General features: G+C 75.0%; 15 protein-coding genes. 6 read left to right on the top strand and 9 right to left on the bottom strand.

Annotation, left to right across the window (positions count from 1 at the left end; translation table 11 throughout):
- Positions 1 to 42 precede the first annotated feature (42 nt).
- Positions 43 to 534 (top strand): NUDIX domain-containing protein, encoded by a 492-nt coding sequence (locus ACWDCZ_RS09325; protein WP_449815613.1) that lies wholly within the window; start codon positions 43 to 45, stop codon positions 532 to 534.
- 114 nt (positions 535 to 648) lie between these two features.
- Here the strand turns inward: ACWDCZ_RS09325 and ACWDCZ_RS09320 are convergent, their stop codons facing one another.
- The 4 genes from ACWDCZ_RS09320 to ACWDCZ_RS09305 form a co-directional block, all read right to left on the bottom strand.
- On the bottom strand, positions 649 to 1,407 hold the full coding sequence (locus tag ACWDCZ_RS09320; RefSeq protein ID WP_449815612.1) for a Clp protease N-terminal domain-containing protein: 759 nt from the start codon (positions 1,405 to 1,407) through the stop codon (positions 649 to 651).
- Between the two features lie 76 nt (positions 1,408 to 1,483).
- Positions 1,484 to 2,227: a tyrosine-protein phosphatase gene (locus tag ACWDCZ_RS09315; protein WP_449815611.1), complete on the bottom strand. Its 744-nt coding sequence runs from the start codon at positions 2,225 to 2,227 to the stop codon at positions 1,484 to 1,486.
- A 138-nt stretch (positions 2,228 to 2,365) separates the two neighbouring features.
- Entirely contained in the window at positions 2,366 to 3,133 is a 768-nt protein-coding gene (locus ACWDCZ_RS09310; protein WP_449815610.1) for a VC0807 family protein, read from the bottom strand.
- Between the two features lie 173 nt (positions 3,134 to 3,306).
- Positions 3,307 to 4,008, bottom strand: coding sequence for a hypothetical protein (locus ACWDCZ_RS09305; RefSeq protein ID WP_449815609.1), 702 nt, complete (start codon positions 4,006 to 4,008; stop codon positions 3,307 to 3,309).
- A 359-nt stretch (positions 4,009 to 4,367) separates the two neighbouring features.
- On the opposite strand from ACWDCZ_RS09305, the gene ACWDCZ_RS09300 reads away from it, so the two are divergent.
- The 4 genes from ACWDCZ_RS09300 (at position 4,368) to ACWDCZ_RS09285 (ending at position 8,600) form a co-directional block, all read left to right on the top strand.
- Positions 4,368 to 5,270: an RNA polymerase sigma factor gene (locus ACWDCZ_RS09300; RefSeq protein ID WP_449815608.1), complete on the top strand. Its 903-nt coding sequence runs from the start codon at positions 4,368 to 4,370 to the stop codon at positions 5,268 to 5,270.
- Entirely contained in the window at positions 5,267 to 6,376 is a 1,110-nt protein-coding gene (locus tag ACWDCZ_RS09295; protein ID WP_449815607.1) for a hypothetical protein, read from the top strand. The genes ACWDCZ_RS09300 and ACWDCZ_RS09295 overlap by 4 nt, the downstream gene beginning before the upstream one ends.
- Before the next feature lie 416 nt (positions 6,377 to 6,792).
- Positions 6,793 to 8,445: a protein kinase domain-containing protein gene (locus ACWDCZ_RS09290; protein ID WP_380782143.1), complete on the top strand. Its 1,653-nt coding sequence runs from the start codon at positions 6,793 to 6,795 to the stop codon at positions 8,443 to 8,445.
- Between the two features lie 20 nt (positions 8,446 to 8,465).
- Complete coding sequence (locus ACWDCZ_RS09285; protein ID WP_449815606.1) at positions 8,466 to 8,600, top strand: hypothetical protein; 135 nt, start codon at positions 8,466 to 8,468, stop codon at positions 8,598 to 8,600.
- Between the two features lie 66 nt (positions 8,601 to 8,666).
- Here the strand turns inward: ACWDCZ_RS09285 and ACWDCZ_RS09280 are convergent, their stop codons facing one another.
- The 5 genes from ACWDCZ_RS09280 to ACWDCZ_RS09260 all read right to left on the bottom strand — a co-directional run bounded on the left by ACWDCZ_RS09280 (position 8,667) and on the right by ACWDCZ_RS09260 (position 13,668).
- The gene (locus ACWDCZ_RS09280) at positions 8,667 to 9,191 is read right to left on the bottom strand and encodes an ion channel (RefSeq protein WP_053112473.1); all 525 of its coding nucleotides are present in this window, start codon (positions 9,189 to 9,191) and stop codon (positions 8,667 to 8,669) included.
- An 87-nt stretch (positions 9,192 to 9,278) separates the two neighbouring features.
- A complete protein-coding gene (locus tag ACWDCZ_RS09275; protein WP_449815605.1) occupies positions 9,279 to 10,616 on the bottom strand; it encodes a hypothetical protein in 1,338 nt (445 codons plus the stop codon).
- 195 nt (positions 10,617 to 10,811) lie between these two features.
- Positions 10,812 to 11,102, bottom strand: a complete 291-nt coding sequence (tatA, locus tag ACWDCZ_RS09270) for a Sec-independent protein translocase subunit TatA (RefSeq protein WP_049659292.1) — start codon at positions 11,100 to 11,102, stop codon at positions 10,812 to 10,814.
- Positions 11,103 to 11,323: 221 nt separating this feature from the next.
- Positions 11,324 to 11,893, bottom strand: a complete 570-nt coding sequence (locus tag ACWDCZ_RS09265) for a methyltransferase family protein (protein ID WP_449815604.1) — start codon at positions 11,891 to 11,893, stop codon at positions 11,324 to 11,326.
- Between the two features lie 224 nt (positions 11,894 to 12,117).
- Positions 12,118 to 13,668 (bottom strand): MFS transporter, encoded by a 1,551-nt coding sequence (locus tag ACWDCZ_RS09260; RefSeq protein WP_449815603.1) that lies wholly within the window; start codon positions 13,666 to 13,668, stop codon positions 12,118 to 12,120.
- A gap of 83 nt (positions 13,669 to 13,751) precedes the next feature.
- Between ACWDCZ_RS09260 and ACWDCZ_RS09255 the strand changes: the two genes are divergently transcribed.
- Entirely contained in the window at positions 13,752 to 14,342 is a 591-nt protein-coding gene (locus ACWDCZ_RS09255) for a TetR/AcrR family transcriptional regulator (RefSeq protein WP_380782711.1), read from the top strand.
- The last annotated feature ends 2 nt before the right edge of the window (positions 14,343 to 14,344 follow it).

The raw sequence follows: 14,344 nt of genomic DNA, 5'->3' as shown, positions 1-14,344 counted from the left end.
CAGAGTGGGACGACCGAACCGCCCTGCCCCAGGAGAAGCACCGTGACGGCTGAGCCCTTGAAGTCCCGTGAGGAATGGCTGGCGTCCCTGCCCCGGATCTACGCGGCGGCGGGCTGCCTGCTGCGGGACGAGTCCGGCCGGATCCTGATCGTGAAGGCCGGGTACCGCGAGCACTGGCAGTTCCCGGGCGGCACGATCGACCTCGGCGAGGGCCCGGTCGAGTGCGCCGCGCGGGAACTGGAGGAGGAGACCGGGATCGTCCAGGAGGCGGGCGACCTGCTGGCCATCTCCTGGACCCACGCCTCGGCCGAACTCGACCACCCCGCCCAGCACTTCATGTTCGACTTTGGCACCGTCCCGGACGGCACCCCCGTGACCGTCCCGGCCGGTGAGCTGGACGACTACCGCTGGGCCGCCGTCGAGGAGGCGCTGGACCTGCTCGGCCCGGCCCGTTCGGCCCGGCTGCGGGCGGCGCTGGAGGCGGCGGCCGACGGTCGGGTCCGTATCGTCACCACCCACGTCTCCGGCTTCTGATCCGACTGCCGACCCGGGTTCCGCGCCGGGTTCTGCGCCGGGGTCCGAGCCGGGTTCTGGGCGGAAGTGCCCTGCGTCGGGCGGGAGTTCCGTCCGGCGCAGGGCTCCGGCGGCTCACTGCTGAGGATCGGACTCCGTGTTCCGGGCGGCGATGACGGCGGCGATCGCCTCCGCGACGAAGGTCTCCGCCTCCGACTTGTCGACCTTCAGCCCGGCCAGCACGCCCTGGCCGTTCTCCTGCTCCAGCAGCGCGAGCAGGATGTGCTCGGTGCCGACGTAGTTGTGCCCGAGCTTGAGCGCCTCGCGGAAGGTCAGTTCCAGCGCCTTCTTGCTCTCGGCGTCGAACGGGATCAGTGCGGGCAGTTCGTCGGCGGCGGCCGGCAGGGCGGCGGCGGCCACCGCCCGCAGGGCCTCCGGGGTGACGCCCTGGGCGGCGAGCGCCTTCGCGCCGATGCCCTCGGGCTCGGTGATCAGGCCGAGCAGCAGGTGCTCCGTGGTGATCTCGGGGTTGCCCGCCTTGCGGGCCTCCTCCTGTGAGGCCACCACGACCTTGCGGGCCCGGGGGGTGAACCGGCTGAAGCCCTGGCTGGGGTCGAGGTCGTTGGGGGTGCCCGGGTCCTTGGGGACGAAGCGCTTCTGGGCGGCCTGCTTGCTGACGCCCATGCTGCGGCCGATGTCGGTCCAGGACGCGCCGGAGCGGCGGGCCTGGTCGACGAAGTGGCCGATGAGGTGGTCGGCGAGGTCGCCGAGGTGGTCGGCGGCGATGACCGCGTCGGAGAGCTGGTCGAGCGCGTCGGGGTGGACCTTCTTGATCGCGGCGATCAGGTCGTCGAGGCGCAGCGGAGTGCTGTTGGGAACAACGGGATTCTCCATGCGTCAACCGTAGGTTGTCGATCCGGGGATCGTCAACCATCGGTTGACGCTATTCGCGGGCGGTGTTCCGGCGTCCTCAGGCGTCCGGCAGAAGCCGCCGTCGGACGGCGGCGATCCGCTCGGGCGCGACACCCGCCGCGAGCAGGTAGCCGTCCGGGTCGAACCCGTCGAGCGCCGCCGCCAGCGCGGCCTCGGCGGTGGTCCCGGCCTCGGCGAGCGCCGCGTCGATCCGGCGGAACGGGTCCGGCAGGCCCAGCATCCCGTACAGCGGGCGGATGTTGGGGCCGCTCAGCAGGTAGTCCCCGGCGATCGCGTCCCGGTCGACCCCGGCCAGGGCGAGCAGCAGCAGGGCGGCCAGGCCGGTGCGGTCACGGCCGGCGCCGCAGTGCACGACCACGCCGCCGGGGCGGGCGCCGGCGATCGCGGAGACCAGCGCGGCGGCGGCGTGCGGGCAGTGGTCCAGGTACGGGCGGAGCGCGAGCGGGGTGCCGTCCAGCTGTCCGTGGGCCTCCCACCAGGCGGGGCCGGCCAGCTCGTCCAGCGGGACGCGGATCAGCTCGACGTCGTCGGGGAGCGGGAGGAGCGGCTTGTACTCCTCGGCGTTGCGCAGGTCGACCACGGTACGGACGCCGTGGTCGAGGAGGGCGTCCCAGCCCTCGGCGGTGAGGCGGTCCAGGTTGTCCGCCCGGACTATCGCGCCCCGGGCGGTGGGCCGGCCGGAGGCGGTGGGCAGTCCGCCCAGGTCGCGGACGTTCAGGCAGCCGTCCCAGACGAGCGTGCGGTCCTCGGTACTGCTCGGCGCGTGCGTCGTCCGGTTCATGGGGCTCCCCGTTTCCTCGTCGGGGGTCCCGTTACCCCCTCGTTATGAACGACTCCCGGGAGATCCGGATGGTTCCTCGCTGTTCGAGTCCTCGGAACCGGCTGTTCAGAGAAGGAGGCGGGAGGAGCGGCCGCCCGCTCAGGCGGCGGTCGGGGCCTCGGCCTCGGCGCCGACCAGCCGCTCCATCGGCTCGACCGCGATCTGACCGAGCATCGAACCGCCCACGATCGCGCCGATCAGGAAGACGGTGGACAGCCAGGCCATGGTCGACACCGGCAGGGTGAAGGCGCCGACCACCCGGGCCGCGCACTCGGCGAGCAGCGCGGTGCCCCAGATGGCCGAGAACAGGCGCTCGTGGCGGTGGAAGGCCCGCGACCCGGCCGCCTGGCCCTCGACCAGGCGCTGCCAGGCGGCGGCACGCTCCCGTCGGCCCTTGGTGACGAAGGGCATCAGCATCGGGGTCATCACCGGCCGGCCGATCAGCGCGGAGACCAGGATCGCCACCGCCACGGTGCCGCTCAGCCCGCCGTCCTTGGCGATCATCATCCGGGCGTCGCCGGTGACGAAGGTCAGCGCCAGGCCCGCCAGGTTGACGGCCAGCATCAGGGAGGCCCACAGGTTGAGCCTGCGCTCGGACAGCAGGCCGAGGACGGTCCGGGCGGCCGGGAAGGCGGTGCTCCAGGCCAGTGCGGCGAACTCGCTCAGGCCGAGGGCCGAGTGCAGCAGGTAGTAGCCGGCCAGCGGGGCGACCACGTCGAGGGCGAGCGGGCGGAGCCCGGAGACCAGCGGGTTGGGGGCCTTGGCGTGGGCGGCGCCGGTGGCGGTGCCGGTGACGGCGGCGATCGGGGCGGCGACCGGGGAGGCGACGGTGCTGGTGACGGCGGCGGCACTGACGGTCTGGCTCACGGTGGGTTCCTCCCCGGCTGGTGGCCGCGGGCCACTGCCCGCGTCGTGCCTCCAGTCTTTCCGTCCGACCCTCCGTCAGAGCAGTGCCGTCCGTTGCGTCATCCGCGTGACAGTTGTCATGGTGAGCGCCGTGACACCGCCTCCGACCTGCGGCTTTCCGCTCCCGGGCGGCCCTAGTCCTCGGCGGGGAAGGTCCACAGCTCGCGGCCCAGGGTGTCCAGGCAGCGGACGGTGCGGAAGCGCTCGTCCCCGGCGGACAGGAAGCCCCGCGCGACGCCCGCCAGGACGGTCCGGGCGACGCCGTCGCCCCGGGTCCAGGCGCCGGTCAGCAGCAGGGCCTTGTCGGCCAGCTCGGCGCGCCGCACCCGGGCCACCGAGGCGGCCTCCAGCGCGGCGTTGACCGTCTCCAGCTCGGTGGGGAGGAGGTACGTCTCGCCGGTGGGAGCGCGGTCCGCCTCGGCCCGGCGCCGCAGTTCGGGCAGGCCGTAGTGGCGGACGGCGGCGACGGCGTCGTCCAGCGGGAGCTGCCAGCGCGGCCCGGGCAGGACCTCCCACCAGACGTCCTCGCCGACCGGCAGCACCTCGCCGATCCTGGCCCGCCAGGTCTCGAAGCCGTACCAGGTGCGCGGGTCGGGCCGGTGGCCGGGGAGGTCGGCGACGGTCCAGTCGGTGCGGCGGACCACGCTGAGGTCGAAGGTGAAGGGCACCCGGTCGGCGGCGGGGCGCTCGACCAGGCCGAGCAGCAGCCAGTGGGTCTCGTCCGGCAGGCTGAAGGTCCGGCGCCACCCGGTGAGGCCCAGGGCGCGCAGGGCGGGGGCGAGGTGCTCGCGCAGGCCCTTCGCGTGGAGCTCGCGGAGCTCGTGGGCGGTCGTCATCGCGGTCTTTCCCTGCTGGTCGGGCTGCCGGTGGAGGGCGTCGGCGGTGCCGGCTCCCTGCCGGGCCGGCCGGTGGCGGTCCCCGGCGCGGCGGCTCGTACCGCCGGGGAGGGGCGCGCGACCGGGGCCCGCACGGGTCGTGCGTGCGCCCTCGGGCACGGCTGGGCCGGGTGGCGGGCCGGGTGCGTCGGCGGACCCGGCGTCCGGGGCGTCGGCGGCCCGGACTGCTTCGCCTACCGACAACGTAGGCCGGGCGGGCCCCTTCGGGCCGTGGGCGAACGGCAGCAGTCCTCGGGACCTTGGCCCCGGCCGGACCGGTCCTTCGGCCGGAGCCGAAGTGTTCGCCCGAATGGCGCATCATGTGGCGGGTGCAGAGTGCAGAGCGCCCCGGAGCGGGCACCGACGGCCCCGTCGGCCGGTCCGGACCAGTACCACCCGCCGGCCTGCCACCGGGCCCGGCGGCCGCCGCTCCCCCCGATCTGACGGAGGCGGTGCGGGCCGCGCAGGGCGGGGACGAGGAGGCGTTCCGGCTGCTGTTCCGGACCGTCCAGCCGGGCCTGCTGCGCTACCTGCGGGTGCTGGTCGGCGGTCGGCCGGAGGGTGCCCAGGACGCCGAGGACATCGCCTCCGAGGCCTGGCTGCAGATCGCCCGCGACCTGCGCGGCTTCTCCGGCGACGGGGACGGCTTCCGCGGCTGGGCCGCCACCATCGCCCGCCACCGCGCCCTCGACCACCTGCGCGCCCGGCGCCGCCGTCCGGTCGCCGACCTGCCCTTCGAGCAGCTGGTCGAGCTGGCGGCGGGGGACGACACGGCGCGGGCGGCGCTGGCCACGGTCGGCACCGCCGACGCGCTGGCCCTGATCTCCCGGCTGCCGCGCGACCAGGCCGAGGCCGTGCTGCTGCGGGTGGTCATGGAGCTGGACGCGGAGAGCGCCGCCCGGGTGCTCGGCAAGCGGGCCGGCAGCGTCCGGATGGCCGCCCACCGGGGGCTGCGGCGGCTGGCCAAGCTGGTCGAGCCGCTCGCGTCCGGGGGCGGCATCCCGGCGGCCCGGAGCGGCGAGGCGGCGGCCCGGGGCGGCGGGGTGACGGGCGGCGCCGGAGCCGGAACGGCCGAGGGAACGGTGGACGGAACGGCGGACACGGCGGCGGCCGGAGTGGGCGCGGGCGAGGCCGCCGGGCGACCCGCGGGGAAAGCCGCGAAAAAAAGTTCTCCGCAGGGTGTGACAGAACGCCGGGCCGCGACGCTGAAGGACATGAGATGAGCACCAACCGATCCCGTCGGATCGACCGTGATGCCGCCGAGCAGCTGCTCGGTGGTGCCGTGGGCGGCCCGTCGGCCGGGCAGGACGCCTCGCTCACCGGACCGGACGGCGGTCCCGGGCAGCTCGCCCGGGTGCTCGCCGCGGCCGCCGCCCCCGCGACGGCCGGCGAACTGGCCGGGGAGGAGGCCGCCCTGGCCGCGTTCCGGGAGGCGAGTCTCACGCCCGACCCGACAGTGACCCCCGTCCGGAGACGATCGATGGCAACCGCCGCGCTGGCCAGGGCCTTCAGCACGAAGGCCACCGCCGTCGTGCTCGGCGCCACCGCGCTGTGCGGTGTCGCCGTCGCCGCCGGCACCGGCAACCTGCCGTCCGCCCTGGGCGGTGGCCCGTCCGCGCCGGAGCACACGCTCGCCGGCCAGGACGCGGCCACCGGCCCCGCGGCGGGCTCGCCCACTGCCGGACCGTCCGCGGGTGCGGCCCCGTACGGTGCCGTGGCGTCCGGCTCCGCCCGTCCGTCCGGCAGTGCCTCCGCCGGACCGCAGGCGGTCGTCCCGTCCGACCCCGCGACGCCCGGCACCCCCTCCGCCGAGAGGCGCGGCGGCCGTTCGGCCGTCCCGCCCGCACTGCTCGGCCTCTGCACCGGCTTCACCGACCGTACGGCCAAGGGCGACCGCCCGGCCCGGCTGGTCGGCGATCCGCTGTACGGCCCGCTGGTCACGGCGGCCGGCGGCGCGGACCGGGTGGCGGACTACTGCGAGGCCGCGCTCGACGACGAGGACGGCGACCACCAGGGCGCCGGCACCCCGACGGGCGACCCCGGCCGCGGCGGCACCGGCAAGGGGAACGGCAGCGCCAACAGCGGCGGCAACGGCAACGCCAACGGCAACGCCAACAGCGGTGGCAACGGAGGCAATGCCGACGGCAACGCCAATGGCAATGCCAACGGAGGCCGTGGCAACGCCACCAGCGGCGGCAACGGCGAGGACGGCGGCGGCAGCGGGACCAGACCGGGCAAGCCCGGCGTGACCGTGCCCCCGCCACCGGGCGCCGTCCCCCCGTCGGACGTCCGCCCGAGCAGGTCCGCCCGGCCCGGGAACGAGCAGTAGGCCGGGAGGCACCCCCCCAGGACTCCGGGTGGGCGGCGAGCGACTCCCCCCGGGCTCGCCGCCCACCCGGAACAGCACCACCCGAAGTACCGCACCACCCGCAGGAAGCAGTACCACCCGAAGACCCCGGGTGGCCGGTCGGCTCCCCCGTGCCAACCGGCCGCCCGGCCGGCTCCGGCCGGACCGGTAGGCGCACCCCGGACGCGCCTCCGGCCCGGCCGGCCCGGAAACATGCGGCCCGCCCTCCCGCAGTCAGGGCGGGCCGCACCCCCGTGCCGGCGGCCGGGGGACCGCTGCCCGGTCCCCCGACCGCCACCCTCCGCCCCCGGCGGACCCGCTCGGCGGTGCGGCTATCGTGCACGGGTGCACGAGGCGGCCCGGGACCCCGGGGCCAGGGCACGTGAGGGGAGCTCCAGGTGATCGGACGGGCGCTGAACGGGCGTTACGAACTCGTCGGGATACTCGGCGTCGGCGGCATGGCGACCGTCTGGCGCGGGGTGGACCGGGTGCTGGGCCGTCAGGTGGCCGTCAAGGTCCTCAACGGCGGCCTCGCCGACGACCCCCGCTTCGCCGAGCGCTTCAGCCGCGAGGCCCAGCACGCGGCCATGCTGGTGCACCCGAGGATCGTCATGGTCTTCGACTCGGGCGTGGACCAGGGCACCCCGTTCATCGTCATGGAGCTGGTCACCGGCCGTTCGCTGGCCGCCCTGCTGGCGGAGCAGCAGGTCCTGCCGGTGGAGCGCGCGGTCGGCATCGCGGCGGCGGTCTGCGAGGCGCTGTCGGTCGCGCACGCGGCCGGGCTGGTGCACCGGGACATCAAGCCCGGGAACATCATGATCACCGACGACGGCGGGGTGAAGGTCGTCGACTTCGGCATCGCCCGAGCCGGCTCCTCCAGCAACCTGACCCAGACCGCGAGCGTGCTCGGCACGGCCGCCTACCTCTCGCCCGAGCAGGCCACCGCCTCGGCGCTGGACGGCCGGACCGACCTGTACGCGGTCGGCTGCGTGCTCACCGAGATGCTCACCGGCGCGACCCCGTTCACCGCCGAGACCCCGGTGGCGATCGCCTTCAAGCACGTCAGCGAGCAGCCGCTGCCGCCCTCCGTCCGGCGCCCCGGCCTGCCGCCCGCACTGGACGCGGCGGTGCTGCGGCTGCTGGCCAAGAACCCGGCGGACCGTCCGGCCGACGCGGCCGCCGCCCGGGCCGAACTCCTCGGCACGGTACCGGGACTGATGGTCGGGGACCCGACGGCGGAACTGCTCGCGAACACCGCCGGCGCCGCCACCCAGTTGCTGCCGCCCGTGCCCTTCTCCCCGCCGTCGAACCAGCCGTACCAGCCGAACCAGCTGAGTCAACCGAACCAGCTGGGCCAGCCGGACCAGCAGCACACCACCCTGCTGCCGCCCCAACCCCCGGCCGCCACCTCGGTGATGGCGCCGATACCCGGCCCGGTCCCCGCCCCGATGCGCGCCCCGGCGCCCGCCCCCGCCGCCGGGCCCGCGCCCGCCCGCGGCCGCCGAAAGCCGCTGGTGCTCGGGGCGTTGGGCGTGGCGGGCCTGGCCGGCGTCACGGCGCTGGCCCTGACCGCCTTCGACGAGCCGGCCGGCAACGCGGCCGCCGCCAAACCGGCCGCGGCCACCGCCCCCACCACCCCCGCCGGTTCGGCCGCGACGCCCACCCAGAAGGCCTCCCCGACCGCGACCTCGGCGGCCCCCACCACCCCCTCGGCGCCCCCGTCCGCGCCCCCGGCCCCCACCCAGGCCGTCCCGCGCAACCAGCCCGCCGCGCTGCAGATCCAGGCCTTCCGCCAGGCCGTCGCCCAGGCCCAGGTCGGCAAGGAGCGGGACAAGCAGGCGGAGCTGCTCAGGATCCTCGACACCACCGCCGCCCGCCTCAACGAGGGCAACCCGGACGACGCCGCGCAGGAGCTCAAGGACGCCCAGAAGGTGATCCGGGACATGGGCAAGAAGCACGCCGTCGACGTCCCCACCTACGCCAACTGGAACGCCCGCCTCTCCGCCCTGTACGCCACCCTCCACACCACCGCCGACTTCCAGGACGACTGACGGGCCGCCACGATGGCGGTGTGCCGACGCTCGGTACCGTCGCCCTCGGCGCCGAGCGCGTCGACTGGAAGCGCTACCCCGAGGACCCGGACTTCGTGGTCCTGGCCGACACCGAGGGCGATCGCTTCCGCGTGATCGACGCCAGCCGATCCTGAGCCCACAGTGTTGTCCACAGCCTGTGGACAACACTGTGCGGCAACTGGTCCGTACGTCGGGCCGGTTCAGCCCCGCTCGCGGATCCTGCGTTCGACGTTGCCGCGGATCGCCCGGGAGGCCGTTCCGGCGGCCGCCGCGAGGAAGACGAAGTTGTACCCGATCTGGAGCACCACCACGAGCCGTGCGGTCTGCCCGGCCGGGGTGATGTCGCCGTAGCCCACCGTCGCCATCGTCACGACGGTGAAGTAGAGCGCGTCCAGCCGGGTCTCCAGTCCGGCGAACTCCGCCTTGTGGGCGCCCAGGACGTAGTACGTGGCCGCGAAGATGGTCAGCGCCAGGAAGATCAGGAAGGCCAGCCAGAGCACCGGCTGCCTGGCCGTCCCCCGCATCACCCCGACGATCTTGGCGAGCATCAGCCAGGTCAGCCCGACCAGCGCCCCCGCGAACACCAGCCAGCTCAGCAGCGGCCGGCGCTCGCCCAGCAACTGCAGTGGCAGCAGGAAGTACCCGAGCATCAGCAGCGTGGACGCGCCGAGCAGCCAGGACCAGGCCCGCAGGTCGGCGGGCGGCGGCAGCGGGTTCTCGGACATCCCGCTCAGCCTCGGCCACCGCACCCTCCGGCGCGCGTCGGACTGCTCCGCTCAGGCCAAGCCCGGTGCCCGGGCGGGCCGGCCCGCTCAGGCCGGGGCCCGGGTTCCTTCCCCGGGCCGCCCCGGCTCGTCCAGCAGCTCCAGCACCGCCAGGACGGCGACCAGCCCGAGCGCCAGACAGAGCGTCACCAGCACCGTCGGGTAGCTCCACAGGACGAAGGCCAGCGCCGCGAGCGCCACCGCCAGCCAGCCGAGCGGGGCCTTCCAGCGGTGGACGAACCGGCCGACCGGCCCGAGCCGCAGCCCGGACCGTCCGGCCACCCGCCGTACCGCGCCCAGCCCGGCGCGCCAGCCGCCCCGGACGGCGCGTGCCCAGCGCCCGGGGCCGATGACCCAGGCTCCGAGCGCGACCAGCAGGCCGAGGGTGACCACCACCCGGACGGCCGAGCGCAGGTACCGCACCAGGGTGTCGTACACCGCCTGGGCGACGGCCTGGTCGACGTCGGCGGGGAGCCGGTCCAGGTAGACGGCCCGGAACACGCTCAGCCCGATGCCCAGCAGCAGCGCACCGCCCGCCATGCCGAGGGCCGTCGTCACCACCGCCTGGCGTCTCCGGGCCGCGAGCAGCACCCCGCCGAGCGCGCAGGCGCCGGCCAGCACCGGGACCCAGAAGCCGGCCAGGTCCAGTACCCGCAGGGCGGTGCGGACCTTGGGGATGGCGTCGGACTGCACCAGCGGGTACGAGGTGTGGATCTCCGGGATCCGGGAGGCCAGCGGGACGCCCTGGTCGACCAGCGCGGACTTCACCCGGGCGATCACCGGGGCGAGGTCCAGCACCACGGTGTCGTTGCGGACCTCGACGGCGCCGCCGCCCTGTCCGGTCACCATCTTCTCCAGGGCGGCGTGCGCGTTCCGGTTGACCTCCGTCCAGAGGGCGACGAAGGCGTCGCTGTCCACGAGCCGGGCGACCTGGGTGTGGACGAGGCCGCTGAGTCCGTCGGTCAGGGCCTGGCCGATGCCGCCCAGCAGGGCGCCGAGCTGGGGCCGGTCGGCCGGGGCGAGGCCGTCGAGCAGCGAGTCGAGCGGGAGCTGCTTCACGATCTCGGCGGTCACCCGGTCGGTGACGGCCGTCTTGATCCGGGGGTCCCTGGCCAGCGGGGCCATCGTCGCGAGGTAGCGGTCGGTGTCGCTGATCTGGGACCTCGCCCAGAAGGCGAGGGCGCTGAGCGGGGTGAGCACGCAGGCGAGGACGATCAGCAGGGCGGCGAGGAAGGAGCGCACCCGGTGCCGGGGCGGCGGACGGTCCGTCGGGTGCGGCGCCGGGCCGGTCGCCAACTGTCGGGCGAGCCGTGCCTCCTGGGCCTCGACGGCGCTCAGCCGGGCCCGCAGCTCGGCCAGCTCGTCGCCGGGCCGGTCGGTCGGCATGCCGGGACTCCGTTCCTCCGGGGGTGCAATCCAGGGGACAACGGATCAGATCGGACGGCCAGTCGGGAGGCGCGGTGGTGGGAACGGCCCCGCGACCAGCCCCTGTGCGGGCCCGCGAACGGCCCCGCGAACGGCCCGGAACGGCGGAAAGCCCCTGGTGGGGTCACCAGGGGCTTTCCGGAGGAGAAAGGAGGATCAGGCGGTCGTCTCGGGCCGCTTGGTCTCGGTGGCCTTGGTCACGTTGGTCGGCGTGACGGCCGGGCGGTCGGCGCTCTGCTGGGGAGCGGCGGTGCTCTGCGCGGTACCGGCGGCAGCGGCGTCCGCCGGGGTGTCGTCCTCGCGCATGGCCTTCGTCTCGGCCTTCAGGATGCGCATGGACTTGCCCAGACCACGGGCCATCTCGGGCAGCTTCTTCGATCCGAACAGCAGGATGACGACCGCCAGCACCACGAGAATGTGCCAGGGCTCAAGACCGTTCCGCAGCATCCCTGGCCACCGGTCCCTTCTTGTCTAGAGTCGTGGCGGGCGCCAGCGCCCGTGTTGGCCAGTATGCCTGGCCATGACGGAGAACGGATACACCAGCTGGGAAACGCTGGCCAAAAACCAGGTGCCGTTCGAGCGGATCGCGAGCGCCGCGCCGTCCACCTGGCCGAATGCGGGTGCCGAAGCTCACACCCGCCGACCGCTCCGCTCCGATCGGTATCCGATCAGTAGATGAACGGCACCAGACGCTTCGACACCCGGCGGTACTCCGCGTACTCGCTCCCGAGGGCGTCCAGCAGCAGGCGCTCCTCGGCGGAGATCCGCCAGCCGTACGCGGCGAGCAGCAGGGCCGCGACCACCAGGGTGGCGGCCCAGCCGCCGGTGCCGACCGCGTAGCCGACCCAGACCAGCAGGCTGCCGGCGTAGCCGGGGTGCCGGATCAGCCGGTACGGGCCGGTGCGGACCACGCGCTGGGTGTCCACGGTGCGCAGGGTGCGGGTGTAGTAGCGGCCCAGGGTGCGCATGCCCCAGGCCCGCAGCGCCAGCCCGGCGGCCACCGCGGCCACCCCGAACCAGCGGGCCCAGCTGGGCAGTTCGCCGACCGCGGTGCGGTCGAACAGCACCACGGCCAGGACGGAGAGGGCGTAGCAGCCGAGCAGCAGCCGGGTCGACCCGCGGTCGCCGCGGTCGGCGTGCCAGCTGCCGGCGGAGGCGTCCTCGCGCCGGCGCAGCAGCAGCTCGTAGGCGATCCAGCAGAGGAGGCCGAGGAGGGAGAGGAGGGCGGGCAGGGACATGAGGGGCTCCCGGCGGTCGGGTCCGAGGTGTGCCTCCACGGTCCTCCCCGGCGGGCGGCCGGGGCACGCACCCGGGGGTGGACCCACCGCGGTCCACCCCCGGGTGGAGGCCGGGCGCGGGCGTCGCGCGGCGTTCGGGCGGGGTTCGGGGCGCGGAACGGCGGAGAGCCCCCGCCCGGGTGGGCGGGGGCTCTCGATGACTCGCGTGGATCGGGCCGGCCGGGTCAGACGGTGACGGGCTCCGGGGCGGGGGCGGGGGTGGCGGCCGGGAGGTGGCGCATCAGGCGGTAGGCCAGGGCCGCGGCGCCCAGGGCGAAGACCAGGCCGACCACGGCGGCGACGTGCAGGCCGTCGGTGAAGGCGGTGCGGGCGGTCTCCAGCAGGTCGGCGCCGAGCCGGCCGGGCAGGTGGGCGGCGACGGTGGCCGCGCCGCCGAGGGTGTCCTGGGCGGTCCGGGCGGCCTCGCCGTCGACGCCGGCCGGGAGGGCGCCGTCCAGCCGGTGGTGGTAGACGGCGGCGCCGGCCGCGCCGAGCAGGGCGATGCCGAGGGAGCTGCCGAGTTCGACGGCGGTCTCGGAGGTGGCGGAGGCGGCGCCGGCCTGCTCGACCGGGGCGGCGGAGACGACCATCTCGGCGGTCATCGTCATGGTGCCGACCGTCCCGGCGGCCAGCACGCCGGCCGCGGTGAGGACGAGTGCCAGCGGGGAGTGCGGGCCGACCTGGGTCATCATCGCGAAGCCCGCCGAGCCGACCAGGAAGCCGCCGCCCATCAGCACCGCCGGGCGGACCCGGCCGGCCAGCGCCGAGCTGACGCCGACCGCCGCGCCGACGCCCAGGCTCGGCACCAGCGACCAGAGCGAGGCGGTCAGCGGGCTCATGCCCTTGACCAGCTGGAGGTACTGGGAGGTGAAGAGCGCGAAGCCCATCATCGCGAACATCGCGATGCTGTTGACGCTGATCGCGCCGCTGAAGGTGCGGATCCGGAACAGGCCGAGGTCGAGCAGCGGGTTCGCGGCGGTGCGCTGGCGCTGGACGAAGGCGCCGGCCAGCAGGAGTCCGGCGGCGACGGCGAGCCCGGGCAGGAGGCTCCAGCCCTCGACGGCGATCGTCTTGACGCCGTAGACCAGCGGCAGGATCGCGGCCAGCGACAGCGCGGCGCCGAGCAGGTCGAAGCGGCCGGTGCGGCGGGTGGAACGGTACTCGGGGAGCAGGACGGGCGCGGTCAGCAGCACCAGGGCCATGACCGGGACGGCGAGCAGGAAGGCCGAGCCCCACCAGAAGTGCTCCAGCAGCAGGCCGCCGGCGACCGGGCCGAGGGTGGCCCCGGCGGTGAGGATGCCGCCCCAGGCGCCGAGCGCGATCTGCCGCTGCCTGGGGTCGTGGAACATCGTGCGGATCAGCGCGAGGGTCGAGGGCATCACGGTGGCCCCGGCGGCGCCGAGCACGGCGCGGGCCGCGATGAGCTGGCCGGCGTCGTGCGACCAGGCGGCCAGCAGCGAGGCGCCCGCGAAGCCGGCGGCGCCGATCATCAGCAGCCGGCGGCGGCCGATCCGGTCGCCCAGCGCGCCCATCGTGATGAGCAGCCCGGCCAGCAGGAACGAGTACATGTCCATGATCCACAGCTGCTGGGTGCCGCTCGGCGCCAGCGTGGTGGAGATGTACGGGACGGCGAAGAAGAGCACGCCCATGTCCATGGTGAGGACGAGGGTCGGGAGCAGGAGGACGGCCAGGCCGATCCATTCGCGACGGCCTGCGCGGCCGGTGGTTGCGGTCATGGGGAAGACGGTACGGATGTGTCAGACGCTTGTCTAGTACATATGTGCAAGACATCTGTTCAGTCCTTCCGTAGGATCGGGGCATGGGAAACCGCGAAGACCTGATGGCCGGCGCCAAGCGCTGCCTGTACGAGAAGGGCTACGGGCGCACCACCGCCCGTGACATCGCGACCGCCTCCGGCGTCAGCCTGGCCGCGATCGGCTACCACTTCGGCTCGAAGGAGACGCTGCTCAACGCGGCGATGATCGAGGCGATCGGGGAGATGGGGGAGGCGCTCGGCGCGGTGGTGATCGCCGCCAACCAGGTGTCGGACGACCCGGAGGTGCGCTTCGCGGCGGTCTGGGACGGGCTGCGGGAGGTCTTCGTCGAGCACCGCGGGCTCTGGGCGGCCCAGTTCGAGGCGCTCGCCCAGGCCGGGCACGCCCCCGAGCTGGCGCAGGCCTTCGCGGCGGCGCAGAAGGAGGGCCGGCTCGGCCTCGCCGCGGTGTTCCGGGGGCTGCCCGAGGTGCCGGACACCGAGGAGGAGGTCGCCCTCGGGAGCTTCTACCAGACCCTGCTGGCCGGTTACTGCGCCCAGTGGCTGGCCGCGCCCGAACTCGCGCCCAGCGGGCAGGACTTCCTGCGCGGGCTGCGGCTGGTCAGCGACAGTGTGTTCAACCCCGTGCGGCCGTAGGG

Source organism: Kitasatospora sp. NPDC001225, assembly GCF_053597855.1.
The sequence above is the reverse complement of the archived record's forward strand: the minus strand, read 5'-3'. Positions and strand labels throughout refer to the sequence as shown.

Excerpts from the sequence above, each read along its gene's own strand:
- ACWDCZ_RS09320 (WP_449815612.1), bottom strand. The coding sequence starts at position 1,407 with ATGGAGAATCCCGTTGTTCCCAACAGCACTCCGCTGCGCCTCGACGAC.
- ACWDCZ_RS09315 (WP_449815611.1), bottom strand. The coding sequence starts at position 2,227 with ATGAACCGGACGACGCACGCGCCGAGCAGTACCGAGGACCGCACGCTC.
- ACWDCZ_RS09305 (WP_449815609.1), bottom strand. The coding sequence starts at position 4,008 with ATGACGACCGCCCACGAGCTCCGCGAGCTCCACGCGAAGGGCCTGCGC.
- ACWDCZ_RS09300 (WP_449815608.1), top strand. The coding sequence starts at position 4,368 with ATGTGGCGGGTGCAGAGTGCAGAGCGCCCCGGAGCGGGCACCGACGGC.
- ACWDCZ_RS09295 (WP_449815607.1), top strand. The coding sequence starts at position 5,267 with ATGAGCACCAACCGATCCCGTCGGATCGACCGTGATGCCGCCGAGCAG.
- ACWDCZ_RS09280 (WP_053112473.1), bottom strand. The coding sequence starts at position 9,191 with ATGTCCGAGAACCCGCTGCCGCCGCCCGCCGACCTGCGGGCCTGGTCC.
- ACWDCZ_RS09275 (WP_449815605.1), bottom strand. The coding sequence starts at position 10,616 with ATGCCGACCGACCGGCCCGGCGACGAGCTGGCCGAGCTGCGGGCCCGG.
- tatA (WP_049659292.1), bottom strand. The coding sequence starts at position 11,102 with ATGCTGCGGAACGGTCTTGAGCCCTGGCACATTCTCGTGGTGCTGGCG.
- ACWDCZ_RS09265 (WP_449815604.1), bottom strand. The coding sequence starts at position 11,893 with ATGTCCCTGCCCGCCCTCCTCTCCCTCCTCGGCCTCCTCTGCTGGATC.
- ACWDCZ_RS09260 (WP_449815603.1), bottom strand. The coding sequence starts at position 13,668 with ATGACCGCAACCACCGGCCGCGCAGGCCGTCGCGAATGGATCGGCCTG.
- ACWDCZ_RS09255 (WP_380782711.1), top strand. The coding sequence starts at position 13,752 with ATGGGAAACCGCGAAGACCTGATGGCCGGCGCCAAGCGCTGCCTGTAC.